Annotated in this window: 19 protein-coding genes and 1 riboswitch; of the genes, 5 read left to right on the top strand and 14 right to left on the bottom strand. The window is 42.8% G+C overall.

What is annotated here, in order from left to right; genetic code table 11:
* Window positions 1–41: 41 nt before the first annotated feature.
* From MHI46_RS01375 to MHI46_RS01365, 3 genes are all read right to left on the bottom strand, one after another.
* Window positions 42–1,463: a glycoside hydrolase family 1 protein gene (locus MHI46_RS01375; protein WP_039176157.1), complete on the bottom strand. Its 1,422-nt coding sequence runs from the start codon at window positions 1,461–1,463 to the stop codon at window positions 42–44.
* Window positions 1,464–1,482: 19 nt separating this feature from the next.
* Entirely contained in the window at window positions 1,483–3,342 is a 1,860-nt protein-coding gene (locus tag MHI46_RS01370; RefSeq protein WP_047204102.1) for a beta-glucoside-specific PTS transporter subunit IIABC, read from the bottom strand.
* Window positions 3,343–3,577: 235 nt separating this feature from the next.
* A complete protein-coding gene (locus tag MHI46_RS01365; RefSeq protein ID WP_048238207.1) occupies window positions 3,578–4,414 on the bottom strand; it encodes a PRD domain-containing protein in 837 nt (278 codons plus the stop codon).
* Window positions 4,415–4,600: 186 nt separating this feature from the next.
* Between MHI46_RS01365 and MHI46_RS01360 the strand changes: the two genes are divergently transcribed.
* A complete protein-coding gene (locus MHI46_RS01360; protein WP_144490673.1) occupies window positions 4,601–4,801 on the top strand; it encodes a hypothetical protein in 201 nt (66 codons plus the stop codon).
* A gap of 35 nt (window positions 4,802–4,836) precedes the next feature.
* Here the strand turns inward: MHI46_RS01360 and MHI46_RS01355 are convergent, their stop codons facing one another.
* On the bottom strand, window positions 4,837–6,456 hold the full coding sequence (locus MHI46_RS01355) for an APC family permease (protein ID WP_058837237.1): 1,620 nt from the start codon (window positions 6,454–6,456) through the stop codon (window positions 4,837–4,839).
* Between the two features lie 343 nt (window positions 6,457–6,799).
* Entirely contained in the window at window positions 6,800–7,768 is a 969-nt protein-coding gene (locus MHI46_RS01350; RefSeq protein WP_039176148.1) for a rhodanese-related sulfurtransferase, read from the bottom strand.
* A gap of 195 nt (window positions 7,769–7,963) precedes the next feature.
* On the opposite strand from MHI46_RS01350, the gene MHI46_RS01345 reads away from it, so the two are divergent.
* Window positions 7,964–9,061 carry an iron-containing alcohol dehydrogenase family protein gene (locus tag MHI46_RS01345; RefSeq protein WP_251181463.1) on the top strand — a complete coding sequence of 366 codons (1,098 nt, stop codon included), beginning with the start codon at window positions 7,964–7,966 and terminating at the stop codon, window positions 9,059–9,061.
* A 36-nt stretch (window positions 9,062–9,097) separates the two neighbouring features.
* Here the strand turns inward: MHI46_RS01345 and MHI46_RS01340 are convergent, their stop codons facing one another.
* The 5 genes from MHI46_RS01340 to MHI46_RS01320 form a co-directional block, all read right to left on the bottom strand.
* Window positions 9,098–9,925 (bottom strand): aldo/keto reductase, encoded by an 828-nt coding sequence (locus tag MHI46_RS01340; RefSeq protein ID WP_251181464.1) that lies wholly within the window; start codon window positions 9,923–9,925, stop codon window positions 9,098–9,100.
* An 81-nt stretch (window positions 9,926–10,006) separates the two neighbouring features.
* A complete protein-coding gene (locus MHI46_RS01335) occupies window positions 10,007–10,423 on the bottom strand; it encodes a DUF5301 domain-containing protein (protein WP_251181465.1) in 417 nt (138 codons plus the stop codon).
* Window positions 10,424–10,452: 29 nt separating this feature from the next.
* On the bottom strand, window positions 10,453–10,914 hold the full coding sequence (locus tag MHI46_RS01330; RefSeq protein ID WP_251181466.1) for a DUF523 domain-containing protein: 462 nt from the start codon (window positions 10,912–10,914) through the stop codon (window positions 10,453–10,455).
* The gene (locus MHI46_RS01325) at window positions 10,911–11,141 is read right to left on the bottom strand and encodes a hypothetical protein (protein ID WP_251181467.1); all 231 of its coding nucleotides are present in this window, start codon (window positions 11,139–11,141) and stop codon (window positions 10,911–10,913) included. The genes MHI46_RS01330 and MHI46_RS01325 overlap by 4 nt, the downstream gene beginning before the upstream one ends.
* 111 nt (window positions 11,142–11,252) lie before the next feature.
* On the bottom strand, window positions 11,253–11,711 hold the full coding sequence (locus MHI46_RS01320; protein WP_251181468.1) for a MarR family transcriptional regulator: 459 nt from the start codon (window positions 11,709–11,711) through the stop codon (window positions 11,253–11,255).
* Between the two features lie 201 nt (window positions 11,712–11,912).
* Here MHI46_RS01320 and MHI46_RS01315 point away from each other — a divergent pair, with 201 nt between their 5' ends.
* Window positions 11,913–12,680 (top strand): GNAT family N-acetyltransferase, encoded by a 768-nt coding sequence (locus MHI46_RS01315; RefSeq protein WP_058837233.1) that lies wholly within the window; start codon window positions 11,913–11,915, stop codon window positions 12,678–12,680.
* A 106-nt stretch (window positions 12,681–12,786) separates the two neighbouring features.
* On the opposite strand, the gene MHI46_RS01310 is transcribed toward MHI46_RS01315, so the two are convergent.
* Window positions 12,787–13,959 (bottom strand): MFS transporter, encoded by a 1,173-nt coding sequence (locus tag MHI46_RS01310; RefSeq protein ID WP_251181469.1) that lies wholly within the window; start codon window positions 13,957–13,959, stop codon window positions 12,787–12,789.
* A 77-nt stretch (window positions 13,960–14,036) separates the two neighbouring features.
* Window positions 14,037–14,136, bottom strand: a riboswitch (purine riboswitch).
* Between the two features lie 388 nt (window positions 14,137–14,524).
* On the opposite strand from MHI46_RS01310, the gene proS reads away from it, so the two are divergent.
* Window positions 14,525–15,958 carry a proline--tRNA ligase gene (gene proS / locus MHI46_RS01305; protein WP_254806266.1) on the top strand — a complete coding sequence of 478 codons (1,434 nt, stop codon included), beginning with the start codon at window positions 14,525–14,527 and terminating at the stop codon, window positions 15,956–15,958.
* 142 nt (window positions 15,959–16,100) lie between these two features.
* Window positions 16,101–16,277 (top strand): hypothetical protein, encoded by a 177-nt coding sequence (locus tag MHI46_RS01300; RefSeq protein WP_164512187.1) that lies wholly within the window; start codon window positions 16,101–16,103, stop codon window positions 16,275–16,277.
* A gap of 35 nt (window positions 16,278–16,312) precedes the next feature.
* Here the strand turns inward: MHI46_RS01300 and MHI46_RS01295 are convergent, their stop codons facing one another.
* From MHI46_RS01295 to MHI46_RS01285, 3 genes are read right to left on the bottom strand one after another with little or no spacing between them, the layout of a single operon-like run.
* Entirely contained in the window at window positions 16,313–17,089 is a 777-nt protein-coding gene (locus MHI46_RS01295) for a sulfite exporter TauE/SafE family protein (protein ID WP_342503053.1), read from the bottom strand.
* 58 nt (window positions 17,090–17,147) lie between these two features.
* The gene (locus tag MHI46_RS01290; RefSeq protein ID WP_342503052.1) at window positions 17,148–17,378 is read right to left on the bottom strand and encodes a sulfurtransferase TusA family protein; all 231 of its coding nucleotides are present in this window, start codon (window positions 17,376–17,378) and stop codon (window positions 17,148–17,150) included.
* Window positions 17,379–17,411: 33 nt separating this feature from the next.
* On the bottom strand, window positions 17,412–18,539 hold the full coding sequence (locus MHI46_RS01285) for an MBL fold metallo-hydrolase (protein WP_342503051.1): 1,128 nt from the start codon (window positions 18,537–18,539) through the stop codon (window positions 17,412–17,414).
* Window position 18,540 lies beyond the last annotated feature (1 nt).

Genomic DNA, 18,540 nt, shown 5'->3' with positions numbered 1-18,540 from the left:
AAAAGCCAAACACCCGCATAAGGTGATTGGCTTTTTTATCGTTATTTCCCGATGTTGTCTCCATTTTGCTGTATCAAGGTTTCATACCAATAAGAGCTCTTTTTGCGAATTCTCTTGAGGTCTTTTAGGTCAAATTCGTCGCGATTGACGTAGATGAACCCGTAGCGCTTGGAGCATCCTTGGTGTGTGCTGATTAAGTCGATAGCTGACCACGGGCAGTATCCGAATACCTCGACGCCATCTGTGATCGCCCATTTGATTTGTTCGATATGCTTTTCTAAATAATCAATTCGATAATCATCTTGGATTGAACCATCTTCTTCTAACTTGTCGAAAGCACCCAGTCCGTTTTCCGTGATAATAAGCGGCAGCTGATAGCGGTCATAAATCTCGCGCATCGTTGAACGGAAGCCGACAGGGTCAATCTCCCAGCCAAACGCATTTTTGCTTAAGAATGGGTTGTTACCGCCTTTGTAGACGCCATCTTCACCGGATTTCAAATGCTGATCTCCGCCGCGTGCAAATTCGTCGTTGCCATCTCCTTTACTCGCTTCAACCGTTTGAGAGGTATAGTAGTTAAAGGCAATAAAGTCTGGCTTCGCGCTTTTCAAAATATCCATATCTCCCTCTTCGATGACAGGAAGAATGTCTTTTTCTTTCATGTACGCCCAAGCAAGGTTGTTATAACGCCCGAACACCGCCATATCAAGATAAAGCCAGTTGCGGATCGCATTGTAATTCGCCGCAGCAAGCACATCTTCAGGCTTTGGAGAAGCCGGATAAATGAGCGCGATGTTTGGCGCTGGTCCAATTTTCGCTTCAGGCAGCATTTGATGACAGAGCGTCATGGCTTTTGCCTGTGCAACGAGCATATGGTGATTCTGCTGATACAGTTCTTTTTTTGGATTTTCTAAATTTGGATCAAGTGTACCAAGCGCTGATCCATGTAAGATCATCATGTTTTGTTCATTAATGGTCAGCCAATATTTCACCTTCTGACCATACTCCTTGAATAGCACCTCTGCATAGCGTTCAAACGCATCCACTGTCCCGCGGTTAGACCACCCGCCCTTTACTTGAAGCGCATGAGGCAGATCAAAATGATACATTGTCACGATTGGTTCAATGTCATAGCGGCGCAATTCATCGATGAGTGAATGATAGAATTCAATCCCCTTTTGATTGATCTCCCCATCTCCATCTGGAATGATCCGTGTCCATGCAATGGAAAAGCGATAAGCCTTCAAGCCCATTTCTGCAAACATCTTCACGTCCTCTTTATAGCGGTGATAGTGATCGCTTGCGACTTTAAAATCCGTTGTACCTTCAGGATAACTGGCTCTCATGTCAATGACAGAAGGCCCTTTGCCATCCTCATTCCACGCACCTTCTACTTGATAGGCGGAAGTCGATCCGCCCCAGAAAAAGTCCTTTGGAAATGGTGCTAGTGTTGAATATCTCATAATTTCTTCCTCCTCATAATTAAACTAGATGTAAAAATGACTGGCCCGGAGCAATTTGCTTCTCCTCTGTTTCAATAATATCGCTAAACTCACCGGAATTGGTAATAATCACTGGTGTTGTGACTAACAAACCGGCTGCTTGGATAGCTTCAATATCAAACTCAGCAAGCAGTTCACCTTCTGTTACGGTTTGCCCCTGAGTAACCTTCGGGGTAAAATGCTTTCCGCCTAATTGTACGGTATCCAGCCCAATGTGAATGAGTACTTCTGCTCCGCTTTCAGAGGTAAGACCGTACGCATGTCCAGTTGGGAACACCGTTGTCACGACTCCTGACACTGGTGCAAACAGCTTGCCTTCTGATGGAATGATGGCTGCGCCCTTTCCTAGTGCTCCAGATGAGAATGCTTTATCCTGTACTTCCTCAAGCTTGATGACCTCTCCCTTTAAAGGACTTTTCACATGAGCGGCTTTGACTCCATGTTCGTTTTCAATAACTGGCACAGTACCTGCTGCCGGCGTTTCATCTTCATCTACCGGATCTTTAAATCCAATCAAATAGGTTAGGATGATAGAAAGGACGAACGAGACCGAGATTCCGATGATGAACCCTGTAAAGCCTTGACCGTAGAAGATCGGAAGTGTCAGTAAACTTGGAAGACCTGACGCAATCGCAATACTTTGTGAATAACCGATGATTGCACCACCGACTCCGGCAGAGATAACAGCTGCAATAAATGGTTTTTTCAAACGAAGCGTGACCCCGTATACAGCTGGCTCTGTGATCCCAAACACGGCAGAAACTGCTGTTGATCCAGCCAAGGATTTCAGCTTTTTATTCTTTGTTTTCAGCATAACACCGATGGAAGCACCTGCTTGTGAGAATACAGCTGGCGCAGTTGCCGGCTTGATATGATCTTTCCCATGGACTGCGATATTATTTAAAATCACTGGCACAAGTCCCCAATGGATACCGAAGATGACAAGAATCTGCCAAGCCATCGCAATTAAAGCACCTGCAAGTGTAGGACTAAAGGAGAATACTTTCAGCAAAACAGCTGCAATGCCATTCCCTGCATACACACCAAATGGTCCAAATACGATGAGTGTCAGCGGAACAACCGTGACAAGTAAAATGAGTGGTGTAATAAAGTTTTTGACACTTTCATGAATGACTTTGTTAAAGAAACGTTCGATATATCCCATGACAAACACTGCCAAAATGATTGGGATGACCGTAGATGTATAAGACATTAAGACGACTGGAATTCCGAAGAAGGTCACATCTCCGCCGCCTTTTGACAATTCTTGAATAGTTGGGTAAATCAGTGCACCTGCAATCGTCACAGCGACAAACGGATTCGCTTTAAACTTCCTGGCAGAAGTGAATGCGAGCAATAATGGCAGGAAGTAGAACAAGCTGTCAGACGCAGCAAATAAAATTTGATACGACGTATCTTCAGGAGATAACCATTTTGCATTGATGCAAATGCCTAAGAGACCTTTTAAAATACCTGCACCCGCCATGACACCGAGAAGTGGTGTGAAAATCCCTGATACAATGTCGACGAATTTTCCGAAAAGGCTTGTGCTCTCTTCACCTGATTTTGCAGATGAAGCAGAGGAATCCTCTAATAGATTCGTAAACTCTCCAATTTCTCGATAAACCTCTGGTACGGTATTGCCAATGACCACTTGAAACTGGCCGCCGCTTTCCATGACTGTGACGACACCATTTAACTTTTCAATGGCCGCTTTATCTGCTTTTGATCTGTCATTTAAAGTGAAGCGAAGTCTTGTGGCGCAATGCACCAATGAATGAACGTTTTTCTCTGTGCCAATGTGTTTGATAATGTCTTCTGCTAATTGACGATGACTCATACAAAAACCCCCTTTTTTTGAAAAAAATACGTTTTTGGGCAAAATAAAAACCTAAACGGGCACCAAAAATAGTCGCAGCTTGCTGTTGCGCTTTTTCAGTGAACGTTTAGGTTTTGCCTGCCGAACAGTCACAATCCTCTAAGACGATCATTGTGAAACCGTATTCTTTTATGTTTATGAGCAAATAGTACCACTCACCTTTTCTCATGTCAACGCTTTCTTTTAAAATCTATCATTATTTTTCTCGTTTGATCAGTCGATTCAAATGAATTGATAGATACAGCATCTCCTCTGATGTGAGATCTCGGTGATAGGTTTGATAGACATATTCTGCGATTTTCTTTGCGCAATCGTATGCTTTCGGATATTTCACTTTGATCAGCTGATATAAGTCCTGATCTTCGCTGACAAGCAGTGTTTCATTAATCAAACGCTGAACGAAAAAGCGCAAATGCGTGAGAAAACGATAAAAGTTGAGTGAGTCTTCATCAAATTCCATGTTGAGATGATATTTCACAATGGTGAGAATAGCATTGACTTCCTTTGTAATATTGACCGTCGTATTCATATCCTCATTGAGCTCTGCGTTAATGATATGCATCGCAATAAATCCTGCTTCATCCTCAGGCAGTTCAATATGAAGACGCTCTTCAATCATCTCAAGACAGTCCTTTGCCACAAGAAATTCATCTTTGTATAAGCGTTTAATCTCCCAAATCAGCGAATTCTCAATCAGATGATTTTTCTTCAACCGTTCGATGGCGTAATGAATATGGTCTGCCAGCGATACATGCAGACTTTCATTTAATCTTCGGTTCAGCTTTGTATGTGCATATTGGATCATTTCCTCCGTCACCTTGACCACATCATACGGAACCTCTTGAAGCAGCATTTTCATCCGCTCGTGAACGGAATGATCCTCTAGGCGGAAGACTTTATCAATTAACGCTTCGTCCACCGGGTCGCCGGGACGTCGCTTGAAAGCAATGCCTCTGCCCATGACGACGATTTCTTTCCCTTGTTCATCTATGACACTAATGACATTATTGTTTAGAACCTTTTGAATCTGCATTTCCAAACACCTCCGTCTATCACCAACAACTTTACTCAAAATATGCTCTCATCTTAACACAACTGTCAAATCACTTGGTGTTTTTATCTGACTTTTGCAATATAATTCATAAATTATTCTACCTCATCATTACTGGTCTGATCGTGCATCAGCCTGCATACATTACTCCAGAGGAGGTGACCTTCTATGAAGGCTTTTTTCTGGTCTGCATCATTTTTATTCTTTCTCATGTTCACCCTCATCATTCTAGGCATCGTGTTCTGGCTGAGTGGACAAGGCTTAAGTCAGCTTTGGAGATATGTGCTCATTTCACTTGTCACAGCTGCCGTTTTGCGCGGCGTCACCACTTGGCTGAAGCAGCATGTGATGCATCATTCATCCAAATAAAAACGGCTGCCCGCAATGTTCAGGCAGCCGTTTCTTTATTCTTTGGTTGCCGCAGCTTCTTTCTGAGAAGCACGCAGCTCATCATTAATTTTTTTCGCATCTTCTAAAAATTCTGTTTCATATCCACTTTTGAGTGCCCACATATAAAATAGCAGAGCAACCACTGTAATCAGTGCCATGTCCCAGCCATAATGAATGACGTTATAGCCCCCGAATTTGTCACTGCCAAGGCAGGAAATCGTCATCATCACAAGCAGGTACACAACCATCCAAGCACCCGCCTTAAAGTTGCGGCCGAAGCCTTTCCACTTCGCTTTTGCTTGATAGTAAAAATAGATAGGGAGACCGATGAGAATAATGAACAGCACCTGACCTGTTAACGGCCATCTTGCCCAATACAGCGTCAATGAGGCAAAGATAAAACCGAGAGGAGCAATGATGCTGAGTCCTTTTATTCGAAGCGGTCGATATAAATCTGTCCCTGTCTTTCTCAGCGTCATGACGGTCACTGGTCCAGTCAAATAAGAAATGAGCGTTGCGACAGAGATAATTTCAGCAAGTACACCCCAGCCTCTAAATAAAAACAGAAAGATAAACGATACGGCTAAGTTAAAAAACATTGCTGGACGAGGCACGCCGTAAATAGGGTGCAGACGGCCAAGCACACTTGGCATGTATTTGTTTTTTTCCATTCCATAAATCATACGAGACGTCGTTGCGGTATACGTAATGCCTGTACCAGAAGGTGACACAAATGCATCCGCATATAAAATCAGAACAAGCCAGTTAATCCCAAGCGCAATGGCAAGGTCCGCAAATGGCGAGTTAAAATTCAAATGGCTCCATCCATTCACAATCATAGATGGATCAACAGCACCGATAAAGGCGACTTGTAAAAGGACATAAATCACAGTTGCAATAAAAATCGATCCGACAATGGCGATTGGAATCGACCGGCCTGGATTTTTTGCCTCACCGGCCATATTAATCGGGCTTTGGAAGCCATTGAAGGCAAACACAATCCCTGATGTCGCAACAGCCGTCAGCACACTCGCCCAGCCGTTAGGAGCAATACTTGTTCCAGAAGTAAAATTCTCACTATGAAAACCTACGAATAAGAGCGCACCAATTGTTAATCCTGGAATGACAATTTTAAACACGGTAATGAATGTATTCGCTTTTGAAAATAACCCAACTGTCCAATAATTCAGCAGAAAGTAAATCACAAGAAGCACACTGGCAACCATAAGCCCTTCTGTCGTCAACACCCCTTTTGTAACCAAATGGGTTGTCCACTTTGCCCACTCCCAAGGCCACGAGCTCATGTACTGGACAGAAGCAACCGCCTCAACAGGAATGACAGAAACGATGGCAATCCAGTTCGCCCAAGCTGCAATAAACCCAATAAAAGATCCGTGTGAATATTGCGTATATTTCACCATTCCGCCTGCCTCTGGAAACATCGATCCGAGTTCACTATAAGACAAAGCGATAAATAAAATCACAACCATCCCAATCAGCCAGGATAAAATAGCAGCAGGGCCGGCGATTTGAGCCGCTCGCCAAGCACCGAAGAGCCATCCTGAACCAATGATTGAGCCAAGACCTACCATCATTAAAGCGAAAGTTCCCATCCTACGATGCAAATGATTCATGTTCATAACACCTTTCGATTAAAATACAGAGCATGTGTCAAGCAAGCATCTCTCTTTCAAAGCAGCTCACTTTTCATTTCACTGGCAAATATTTCTTCTAATGAACCTTTACCCTTGTTCATTTTTTCGCCTGTTATATTATCTCTCAATTCTTCATTTTCTGAAATAGTCGAACATGCTTATTTCAAAAGAAAGCGCTTTTTTAACTGTTCAATCTATTAGACTGAATAACTACCTTTACCCTTATTTTGAAAAAAACAAAACAAAAAAGATAGAGGAAATGACTTCCTCTCCCTTCTAAACCCCGCCATGTATAGAAAAAAAGGATAGAGGGGGGTTCCCTCTATCCTTGTGAAATCGCTTGTTCTTTTTCAATGACAGCTAGTCTTTCTTGAACTTCCTCTTCAGATAAATTGTGCTGTTTCACATACAGGTTCCGTTCGCTTGTGCGGCATTCATGACTGCAGCTGCGCATATACTTATGCTCACTCTCTTCAGTGGCAATCATCTTGCGGTTACATGCAGGATTCGCACAGTTCACATAACGCTCGCAAGGCTCACCAGTGAAGAAATCTTTTCCGACAACCACATGCTCTGTTTGATTCACTGGTACTGTTAAGCGATTATCAAACACATAGCATTGACCGTCCCATAGCTTTCCTTGTACTTCTGGGTCTTTTCCGTAAGTGACAATTCCGCCGTCAAGCTGAGAGACATCTTCAAAGCCTTCACGCTTTAACCAGCCGGAGAATTTTTCACAGCGTACGCCGCCTGTGCAATACGTCAGGATTTTTTTCCCTTCAAGAATCTCTTTATTGTCACGAATCCACTCAGGTAATTCACGGAATGTCTCAATATCAGGACGGACTGCCCCTCTGAAGTGACCCACATCAAACTCGTAATCATTACGTGCATCAATCACAACAGTATCAGGTGATTGCATTTGCTCGTAAAATTCGACCGGGCTAAGATGTTTCCCCGTTAATTCTAACGGATTCACGTCATCCTCAAGGCTAAGGTTCACTAATTCATTCCGATGGCGGACGTGCATTTTCTTAAATGCATGACCATCTGCTTCGTCAATTTTGATCGGCATAGACGCAAAGCGTGGATCTTCTTTTAACGCTTGCATGTACTTGTCCGTTTGCTCAATGGTTCCAGAAACCGTTCCGTTCAAGCCTTCTGCTGACACGAGGATACGGCCTAACAAACCAAGCTCCTTACAGAATGCTAAATGCTCTGCTGTAAACGTCTCTGGATCCTCAATGGGGACATATTGATAGTAAAGTAAAACGCGATATTGTTTTTCCATCTATATAAACACCTCTTAAATTTAATCAAAACATACCGTTCTTTATCATACAGGAAATACATACCTAAAGGCAATGTCGGCGGCTTAATTCCATAAAACGGAAGGGCCTTTCTTCTCATATTTATTTGACAGAACTTTCTGTAAAATGAGATGATTTATGAATAATATGATGTAGTAAAGGAGCAATGATGATCCATGATCCAGCCAGAGGATATTGTCAGAAGCGGTCCTAACCAATTTATTTCTCAAAAGGGAATATATCATGAACTAGATTCCCTTGTATCTGCTTTTCAGTCACCTGCTGTGGTGACAGGATATGATTCATACCAAGCTTTTTCACAATACACAAAGCTGCCGGCCGAGTGGCCTGTCATTCAGCACAAAGGATACAGTTCACCCAATGCGGTCACACGGATCGCAGAAGAGCTTAACGAATCAGATGTGATTATCGGCATCGGAGGCGGGACGATTTTAGATACCGCCAAATCAGTTGCAGACGCTCTTCAAATCGAAGTTATCATGGTACCAACGATTCCCGGCACCTGTGCTGCTTCTACACCACTCAGCGTCATTTATGATGAAAAGGGCAATTTCATGAGAGTAGATTATCATAAACGATCCAGCTACCTCACCGTAATTGATCATACATTTTTGCTTTCCTCTCCTCTTTCCTACCTTCAAAGCGGAATTGGTGATACGCTCGCAAAATGGTATGAAGCGGAAGCGATTATTCGTAACACAAAAAGCGCCTTGCCGCTCATGGTGCATGCTGCATTAAAGCAGGCGGTATATATTCGAGACATTCTTCTTTCTCATAGTGAAGAAGCGGTGAACAGCTTAAAAACAGGTCAATTTTCACAAGCATTTGCAGATGTGACAGATACGATTATTACGTTAGCCGGAACAGTCGGAGGCTATGGGGGACGTTATGGAAGAATGGCAGGAGCCCATGCCGTTCATAATGGATTGACATTTATTGAAGAAACGCATCATGTGTTACATGGACAAAAAGTGGCTTATGGCATCCTTGTCCAGCTTGCCGCAGAAAACCGAATGTCCGAGGTAGAGGAATTACTTGAACTCTACCAAACACTCGGATTACCTAAAAATATGCGCGATCTTGGTATTACAACTCAGCTGGACGAGGCGGCACTTACAGTGGCAAACCATGCTGCACGTAAAGATGAAACCTTTTGTTTGATTGGAGACTATGATAAAGAAAAGATTATCGACGCCATTCAAATCATTGAGACCTTTCAACCTCAAAAAATATCTACACATGAAGGCAAATAAAAAAGCACAGGCATCGTACCTGTGCTTTTCTTTCGATTAAAAATTAAAGTTATCTGGATCTGGACCTGTGCGCTCATCTTCATTGAGCTGATCAATGACACCCATCTCACGTGTGGACAGCTCGAAATCGAAGACTTGTGTGTTTTCGATGATTCGGCTCTTCGTCACAGATTTTGGAATGGTGATAATGCCATGCTGCAAGTCCCAGCGAAGAATCACTTGCGCTACTGACTTGTCATGTTTTTTCGCGATATCCTGAAGAACAGGATGGTTTAGAAGCTTCCCGCTTCCTAATGGCGACCACGCCTCTACATGAATTCCTTTCGATTTGCAGTAGTCTCGTAAAGGCTCCTGCGTCAGCTTCGGATGCAGCTCGATTTGATTCACCAACGGCACAACTTCTGCCTCTTCCAATAAATCCTCTAAATGATGCTGATGGAAATTACACACTCCGATCGCTCGAACGCGTCCATCCTTATATAGTTTTTCTAGCGCTTTCCATGTTTCTTTATATTTGCCTTCAACAGGCCAATGAATTAAATAAAGGTCTAATACATCTAGTCCCAGCTTGTTCATACTTGTTTCAAAGGCTTCGAGTGCTGATTCATAGCCTTGATCATTATTCCAGACCTTTGTCGTAATGAATAGATCATCGCGAGAGATGCCTGATTGCTGAATGGCTTTGCCTACCCCTTCTTCATTTTGATAGGCTGCTGCTGTATCAATGCTGCGGTAGCCCGCTTCAAGAGCGTCTTTGACGGCATTTACAGCCTCATCCCCATCTTTTACCTGCCATACACCAAAGCCTAGCTTCGGCATTTTTACTCCGTTTGCTAATGTGACTGTATCTGTTAATCCACTCATCAAACAAACCTCCGCTTCCTTTTTACTTACCAAGCACTATACCCGAATTTTCTATTGATCATGCATGACATTCTGACTGAGTTATTTGATATATTTTCCCATATCAACTTGATTGGCGTCAACGATTTGATATTCGCTGGTTTGATCTTTTGTTTTAGAAAAATCATATATCTCTAAAAAGCTTTGATCATAAAAGACAAATCCATAAATTTCTTTTTCGTTCTCATACACTCTAATCCAATAAGACTCTTTTGAGGCTTTTTTAACCTCATTCGTTTTCTTTAATTTCACACCTGAAAATTCCTTCAGCAGCTTTTGAATATCCTCTTTCTTTTCCACCATAACACGCTCATTATCATGCTCAATTTGAATCGAAGTCACCTTGTTATGATCAATTGAGGCCACATCATCAAAAGAGTATGTTTTTGCATTGATTAGAAAATAAATACCAATTCCTAATAAAATAATGACGACTAAACCAATCATCCACTTTTTCAACCTAACTCCTCCTTCTATTCACACCACACCTATAAAAACAACGAAGTCCAATCATCCTCCTCAGAGAATACCTGAATTCCGTGCTGTTTGAGCAAGGCGGATGTCACACCATCTCCAGCTTTTGTTCTGCCGTTAAAATCTCCGCGATAAATCATCCGGCTGCCGCAGGAGGGACTGTACTCTTTTAACACAACCGCTGTCGCTTTCAGAGACTGAATCTGCTCCAGCGCCACTTTCGCACCTTTTACATACATCTCTGTGACATCAGTTCCATGTACATCAATCACGGAGGCGAGGCCCTTTAATACATCATGTCCGTCTCCGCCAATGATTTCTGCGGGAGGTCTTGGCGTGGAGAAGCCGCCAAGGAGCTCAGGACAAACCGTGACTGCCTTTCCCTTTTGAACAAGCTCTTCAATACGCTGATCTAATCGATGGCTGCCATTATAACGAACCTTCAACCCAGCAAGACAAGCACTGACGACAATCATGTATGTTCCTCACTTTTTTTGCTGACTTTAAAATAAATAAATACAGGCAAGAAACATATCATATTCACTAAAAAGGGCAGAGCACAATACAAAGCAGCAGCCCAAATTGATCCTTCAACTCCTGTGATGCCAAAAAAGTAAACAAATAATAGCAAGCTGACAAACAATCCCACGAATGGCATGATGAATGCGTATTTTTTATAATTTTCTATCATTTCTTTCTCCAATGAGGCTCCCTCCCTTTCATCATGGCCAAGAACAACGTTAATATATGTTAATTTTACCATAAAAAAACCGAAACCATCATCTCCTTTTATGAGATGGTTTCGATCTTTTATCTATATCTTTTCTTTCCAAGCCTTTAAGAAACGCTCAATCACTTGTAATTCATCTTCATGAAACTGCTGAAGAAATTCTAAATAGGACGTGACTGCATTTTCATGTAACTCATCATGCAGCGCAGCCAATTGCTGCCCTTCCTCTGTCAAAGAATAATAGACAGATTTCTTATCCCCTTGCCGGTGACAATAGTCCACCATGCCTTTTTCAATTAGTTTTTTCACGGCCTTTGTAATTGCTGGCTTTGATAGTTTCAGTTGTTGAGATAGAAATGTATTATTTGATTCGTTTGGATTGGCTTGAATCATGGATAAAATGTGAAGCTGTGTGAGTGTCCATTCTTGTTTGAGTGTATCAGTCGTGGTAATCAGTGGGTCTGTTGGATCATTCCGTCTCTTTTCCCTATGCATAATCAGATCTTGAATCGCTTTTAATACAATCTGCTCTTTTGTTTCCATCTGAACCTCCACTCTTAACTGGTTAATAAAATGGTACTAATAATTAAGAAAGGAGTCAAAAGAAATGTCGACGTGAGTAAAATAATAGGTCAACAGACCCAAAAATTACATATGTACTTTTTTACTAGATTCCCCTCATCCTGTCACATGCTATAATCATGGGGATGTCATCCAATTTATCATAATGAAAAGGTGAGCTAAATGAAACCCGAACAACAAATGGCCATCCGCCAATTAGAAGAAAAGATACACCTGTTTTCTTCTGCTGTGAACGGAACCTTTCTCGCAACTGACGATTTCGTTCTATCCAATACTCATATATCGACTGACACGTTCAATTTGCTCTTACCCACATCAGCTCAAATCCAAGATCCGAAAAAAGTGAAAGCAGCCATTGAACACATGCGGTCACAGAAACTCATCTTCAGCACATGGATCGATCACCATTTACTCCATCCTGATTGGGCTGACTTATTGAAGGAATATGAGCTTCAAGATGTCGAACGCAATACCATCATGATGCTTGAGCATACAGGTGATATTGATCCAGTCACACCCTCATCACTTACAATCAAGGAAGTACTTGATGAGCAGACACTCTTTGATTACAAACATATCTTTATTGAACTATTCAAAGGGTCGACTGAGGCCGCCGCCTTAGAAGTTTATTTCCAGCGTTTTTCGATTGAAGCATTACACTCAAAAGCCCGCATGTTCGTGGGATATGAACACCATAAGCCGGTCACAACAGGCTTATTATTCGAGACAAACGACAGCTACGGTATTTATGATGTCATAACAAGGGCAGAACACCGCGGAAAAGGACTTGGCAGTGACATGTTTCATTACCTTCTAACCCAGACAGAGAATAAACAAAAGTGTGTCATCTTACAAGCATCAGCGGACGGCAAAAATATTTACCAACGTGCCGGCTTCCAACCAATCAGCGAAATGGCCGTTTTTGAATAGAATGGTATTTTGAATTTGAAATGAACATAAAAAAGCTGCCTATCTTTAGGCAGCAATAGATTGTTGACAAAGGGCTAAAATGATCTTGATTTTAGCCCTTTGTCTTCTATTCAGCGTGATGCTGACGATCCATATAAAGCGGCGGTCTCTTAAGCGAAATCACCGCACAGCTAAAGGCAATCAGTACAAACACAGCACCGAATTTAGCCAGATCAACAGATGAACCGGTCATCGTAAACATGACTCCGCCAACCGCTGATCCAATCGAAATGCCGATTTGCAAGGCCGATGTATTTAAGCTCTGCTGAATATCCGACGTGACCGGATCTGTTTGAATCAAATAGCTCTGCAAAGCAGGCGTCAATGCCCAGCTGAGCGCACCCCAAAGGACAACCATCACCATAAAGAGCGCGAACACACCCGCTGTATAAGGAATGGTAAACATGACAACCGCAAACGCTATTGTCACAAGCAAAATGGCTTTCCCTGAACCCAGTTTGTCACTCAGCCAGCCGCCAAACCCATTCCCGCCTATAGACGCAAGCCCGAAGACCAAATAACAAATACTAATCCAAAACGGGGTCATATGCAGAACTTCCATCAGAAATGGCGTGAAATAAGAATAAAGCATATAATGTCCTGCAAGCATAAACAAACTAATCAGGTGTGCACTAAAAATTTTCGGATGCCCTAAAGAACGAATCTGCTCTCTAAGAGGCGTCACTTTTTCAACAGGCATTTTTTCCAATAGAAAATAGATCAGCACCATCGATATGGCAGAAAGAATACTGATTCCTAAAAACATCACTCTCCAGCCAAAGCTCTCTGTAATGAAAATACCGATGGGTACACCGAGAACAAGTGAAGAACTAATTCCTATAAAAATCAGCCCTAAAGCCTTCGCGCGATGCGCTGGTTCCACTAATTTGGCAGTGATCGTCAAAGATAACACCACCACAAGCGCTGTGCTCATTGCGATCAATACCCGTGAGATCATCACAAGGGCAAAGGTCGAGCTAAAATAAGTGAACACATTTCCTAATGTAAACACCAATAACGCGATTAAATAAAGACGCTTTCGTTCGATTTTGGCTGTTGCAGTCAGCAGCACAGGTGCTGAAATGGCATACACAATCGCAAATACCGTAATGAGCTGCCCCGCTGTTGCCAGAGACACATTCAAATCCTCTGCAAGGCTTGGCAGAATACCCCCAACCACAAGCTCAACTAATCCAACCGCAAATGTAGAAACGGCTAATAAATATACTCTCCAGTTCATGTCTAACATCCCTTCTCTATATCATCGCTTTCACTTTTGATACAGGGTGCAGACAAACAAAAAAACCCTGATTACAAAAAAGGAAAGCGCGCTTTTGTAATCAGGATTTATCGGATCCTGGTAGAAACCCTCAAACCATATTATTGAGGTTATACAAGTCTATTTTTTTCTTCAAATATATTAGCATAGCCTTTCATAACTCGCAAGCTGTAAAAATAGAAAAATACTGCCATTCCAATCCTTAAGCAAAAGGAGCCAAAAAGGGAATCAGAACAACTTGCTTTCTCCCCCATTTACAGGTAAACTGATGAAAAATCAACGAACAAGGATCAACGTAGATCTGGAATAGTAGCTTGAATCGATCTTTAACAGAGAGGGAACGGTGCTGAGAAGTTCCTACTGACATCTTCAAGTGAACCTGCCGATTTAGTTCTGTTTCATACAGCGGTTCATACCGTTATCATGATTGAGTGTAAAGCTGTGCTTTAAATTAGGGTGGTACCACCAGGAATGGTCCCTAACTTAAAGTACAGCTTTTTTAATTTTTAAAAAGGAGGAACCTGCAATGTCAAAGAAACAATTTGTTGAGAAAATTACAAGCATGGAAGACGACTTTGCCCAATGGTATACAGATGTTGTCACAAAGGCGCGGCTCGTCGATTATTCAAGCGTGAGAGGCAGTATGATCATTCAGCCGTACGGCTTTAAAATCTGGGAGAATATTCGCGACGAACTTGACCGCCAGATTAAAGAAACGGGTCATGAGAATGTCTATATGCCGCTCTTTATCCCAGAGAGCCTGCTGCAGCAGGAAAAGGATCATATCGAAGGCTTTGCTCCTGAAGTGGCGTGGGTCACACATGGCGGTGAATCCGAATTACAAGAAAGGCTCTGCGTCAGACCAACCTCTGAAGTGCTGTTCGCTGAGCATTATAAAAACATTATTCATTCCTACCGCGATTTACCAAAGCTATATAACCAATGGGCCAATGTCGTCCGCTGGGAAAAGACAACACGTCCCTTCCTTAGAACCCTTGAATTCCTATGGCAGGAAGGACACACGTGCCATGAGACTGAGCAAGAAGCGATTGAAGAAACAGAAAGAATGCTTCACACTTACGCTTCTCTTTGCGAAGATCTCCTTGCCATTCCTGTCATTAAAGGGAGAAAAACAGAGAAAGAAAAATTCGCCGGCGCCCGCTTCACCTATACAGTCGAAAGCTTGATGCATGATGGAAAAGCGCTCCAAACTGCCACTTCTCATTTCTTCGGGAACGGATTTGCAAAGGCGTTTGGCATTGAATTTTTAAACCGTGAAGGAAAACTAGAGCATGTCCAACAGACTTCATGGGGCTTCACAACAAGAATTATCGGCGCTATGATCATGGTGCATGGCGACGACAGAGGGCTTGTCCTCCCGCCAAATATTGCGCCAACCCAAGTGCGTATCGTGCCAATCGCTTCTCATAAAGAAGGTGTCCTCGATCATGCCTATGAATTAAAGGATCGACTCGCCCGCATCGCACGCGCTGACATCGATGCAAGCGATAAACAGCCTGGCTGGAAATTCAACGAGTGTGAAATGCAGGGAATTCCGCTACGTGTAGAAGTAGGACCAAAGGATATCGAAAAAGGACAGGTGATGCTCGCACGACGAGACACTGGTGAAAAGCAAGCCGTCACATTAGATGCCCTTGAACAAACCATCACAGCAATGCTTGAAGACATTCAGCGGACCATGTACGAAAAGGCGAAGGAACGATTACATGAAAAAACATCACAAGCCCTCACAATCGAAGACATTGAGCAAATTCTTGCAGAAGAAAACCGATTGATTAAAGCCATGTGGTGCGGTGACGAAGCCTGTGAAAACGATATTAAAGAAAGAACAGGTGCGACCTCACGCTGTATCCCATTTGAACAGGAAACCATTTCTGACACATGTGTCTGCTGCGGAAAGCCTGCATCTGATATGGTGTTCTGGGCGAAAGCCTATTAAGAATATGAACGATAAAGAAGCATCTCAGGATGCTTCTTTTTTTGTTAAAAAGACCCAAACACCCATTGACCTCACCTGCATGATCCCCTATAATTCATATTAATATAATCGGTTTTTAAGACTTTAACTGGAGTGGTGATATATGAAACGCTGGCCCTCATTCTTTGCCGAACGCTGTCCTAAATGTAGAACAGCATTAGAAGTCTCAAAGTCCAATGCCCTGCAAGGCAAAGTCGTGAAAACATGTCCCAACCTTCATTATCAAAAAGAGTACCACCCCGCACTAGAAACGTATATCGAGCACGATGACGTCAAATAAAAAAGACCAACACGTTTGCTCTGTTGGTCTTTTCTTTATAAAATATCCAGCCAAATTTTGATCGCTGTCGCTGTAATCATTATAGCAAGAGCCCATTGCAAATAGACGGCATTGATTTTCTGACCGACCTTAGCACCAAGCGGAGCGGCTGCCAAACTTGCGGCCATCAGCACAATCGCAGGAAGAAGCATGACTTGACCCGTCAATACCTTTCCAGTCGATGCGCCTATCGCAGAAAGAAACGTAATCGCAAGTGATGACGCAATTGTCATTCGAACAGGAATTTTTAAAATAGACAGCATGACAGGTACTAAAATAAATGCACCGCCTGCGCCTAATACCCCGGAAACACTGCCAATTACAAAGGCAATACCTGATGCCAGTCCTTTATGAAAAGTGACTTCACCCTCTGCGTCTGCACGCTGTCCTTTTTTCGGAATCAGCATGAGAATAACCGCCACAATGGCAAGTAATCCATAGACGAGGTTCATCCCTTTCTCTGGCATAAAATGTGATACATAACTGCCTAATAAGCTGCCCGCCAATATACTGCTTCCCATATATAAAATCAGCGAGCGATGTAAATATCCGCTTTTCCGATACGCCAGTACACCACCCAGCGTCGAAAAAAGCACTTGAATGGCGCCAATCCCTGAAACCTCGTGTGCTGATAATGCCATCACACCGAGAAGAGGCGGGATATAAAGCAGCATGGGATAGTTGATCACAGATCCGCCGATCCCCACCATTCCTGATAAGAAGGAACCAATACATCCGATGATAAAAAGTGTAATCAAAAACGCAAAATCCACGCTGGTCTCCTCCTTTGCAAAAGGAAAAGGGGATCTTCAGCAGATACCCCTACATCCTTTAGGACCCTTTTCTCATCCAGAACTTCAGCACGTGACCTTCTTCTGTCTGCGTGATCAATTCATGTCCGCTTGACTTCGCCCATGCAGCTAAATCAGCTTTAGCCCCTTTATCTGTTGCATGTATTTCTAAAACTTGACCTTCCGTCAAGTCGTTCATTTTTTTCTTCGTTCGAATAATCGGCATTGGACATGCAAGTCCTGTTACGTCTAATAGTTGATCAGATGTCATTTGATCGTTCCTCTTTTCTTATTTTATTGAACATTACCGAATCGCACAACGGTTTGGACCAATTTCCATTTCCCGCTGCTCTTCATCGTCTGGAGTCAATTTCCCCATATTGGTATACCGAATGTCTTGATAGGCGTTTGGCTGTGCAGGAAGATTCTTCGTGACCATTTGTCTAAATACATCTTCATCTTCAATGTTCAGTCCATGATTTTCTTCAAATAGAACGCCAAGTTCCTTCCAAACGCTTCCGTCTTCATTCACTTCTTCCATGACCATGAAATGCGCAGGTAAAACAATTAATTCTTTCGAAAGCGCCATATATCGGTCATAAAGTGTTTCTCTCAAATCACCTACCCAGTCCTCCGCCAGTCCAGCGAGATCAGGTCTTCCGATAGAATCAACGAACAGAATATCACCTGAAAGAAGAAATTGATTGTCTACGATAAAAGATGTTGAGCCGATCGTATGTCCCGGGGAATAAAGAGGGTGAATGTCAATGGAAGACGTCCCAATTGTTATCCGCTGTCCTTCTTCAAGATGTTTGTACTCAAAGGTCACCTCTTCTGCATCTTTTGGCGGCAGCCAGTATGCAGCTCCTGTCTGATCAGCTAGTTTTTTCCCACCAGAAATATGATCCGCATGAAGGTGAGTATCCAACACATGCGTTACCGAAACATCATGCTTCTTCGCAAAATTGATATAGACCTCCGTCATTCTAGCTGCATCCACAACCGCAGCTTCTCCATTGGACATGATCATATAGGACAGACACCCTTTGCCCATCCGTACAAATTGATACAGCTCTCCACCGCCGCTTAAATCACCAATCTTCACTGGCTCGACATGCTCACTCCATGCCTTCATACCACCTTGTAAATAACTGACCGTTCTGCCCGCCTCTGACAGCATCTCCGCCACCATAATAGAGGAGCCCTCTTTGGCACACACAACGAGCACTTCTCGGTCTGTTGGTACTTTCTCGACCATATCCTCTACGCCATCGAGAAGCTCAAAGTAAGGCACATTGACATAATCAACGGCTTTTCCTTCAATCTTCCAGTCCTGCACATCTGATTCGTTTCGTACATCTAACAAAAAGATGGGCTCTTTGTTGATAATCTTTTTTGTTAACTGTTCTGCTGTCATTGCTTTTACAGACATC

The sequence above is a fragment of the Bacillus sp. FSL K6-1000 genome (assembly GCF_038630785.1).
Classification (GTDB): domain Bacteria; phylum Bacillota; class Bacilli; order Bacillales; family Bacillaceae; genus Bacillus; species Bacillus safensis.
The sequence above is the reverse complement of the archived record's forward strand: the minus strand, read 5'-3'. Positions and strand labels throughout refer to the sequence as shown.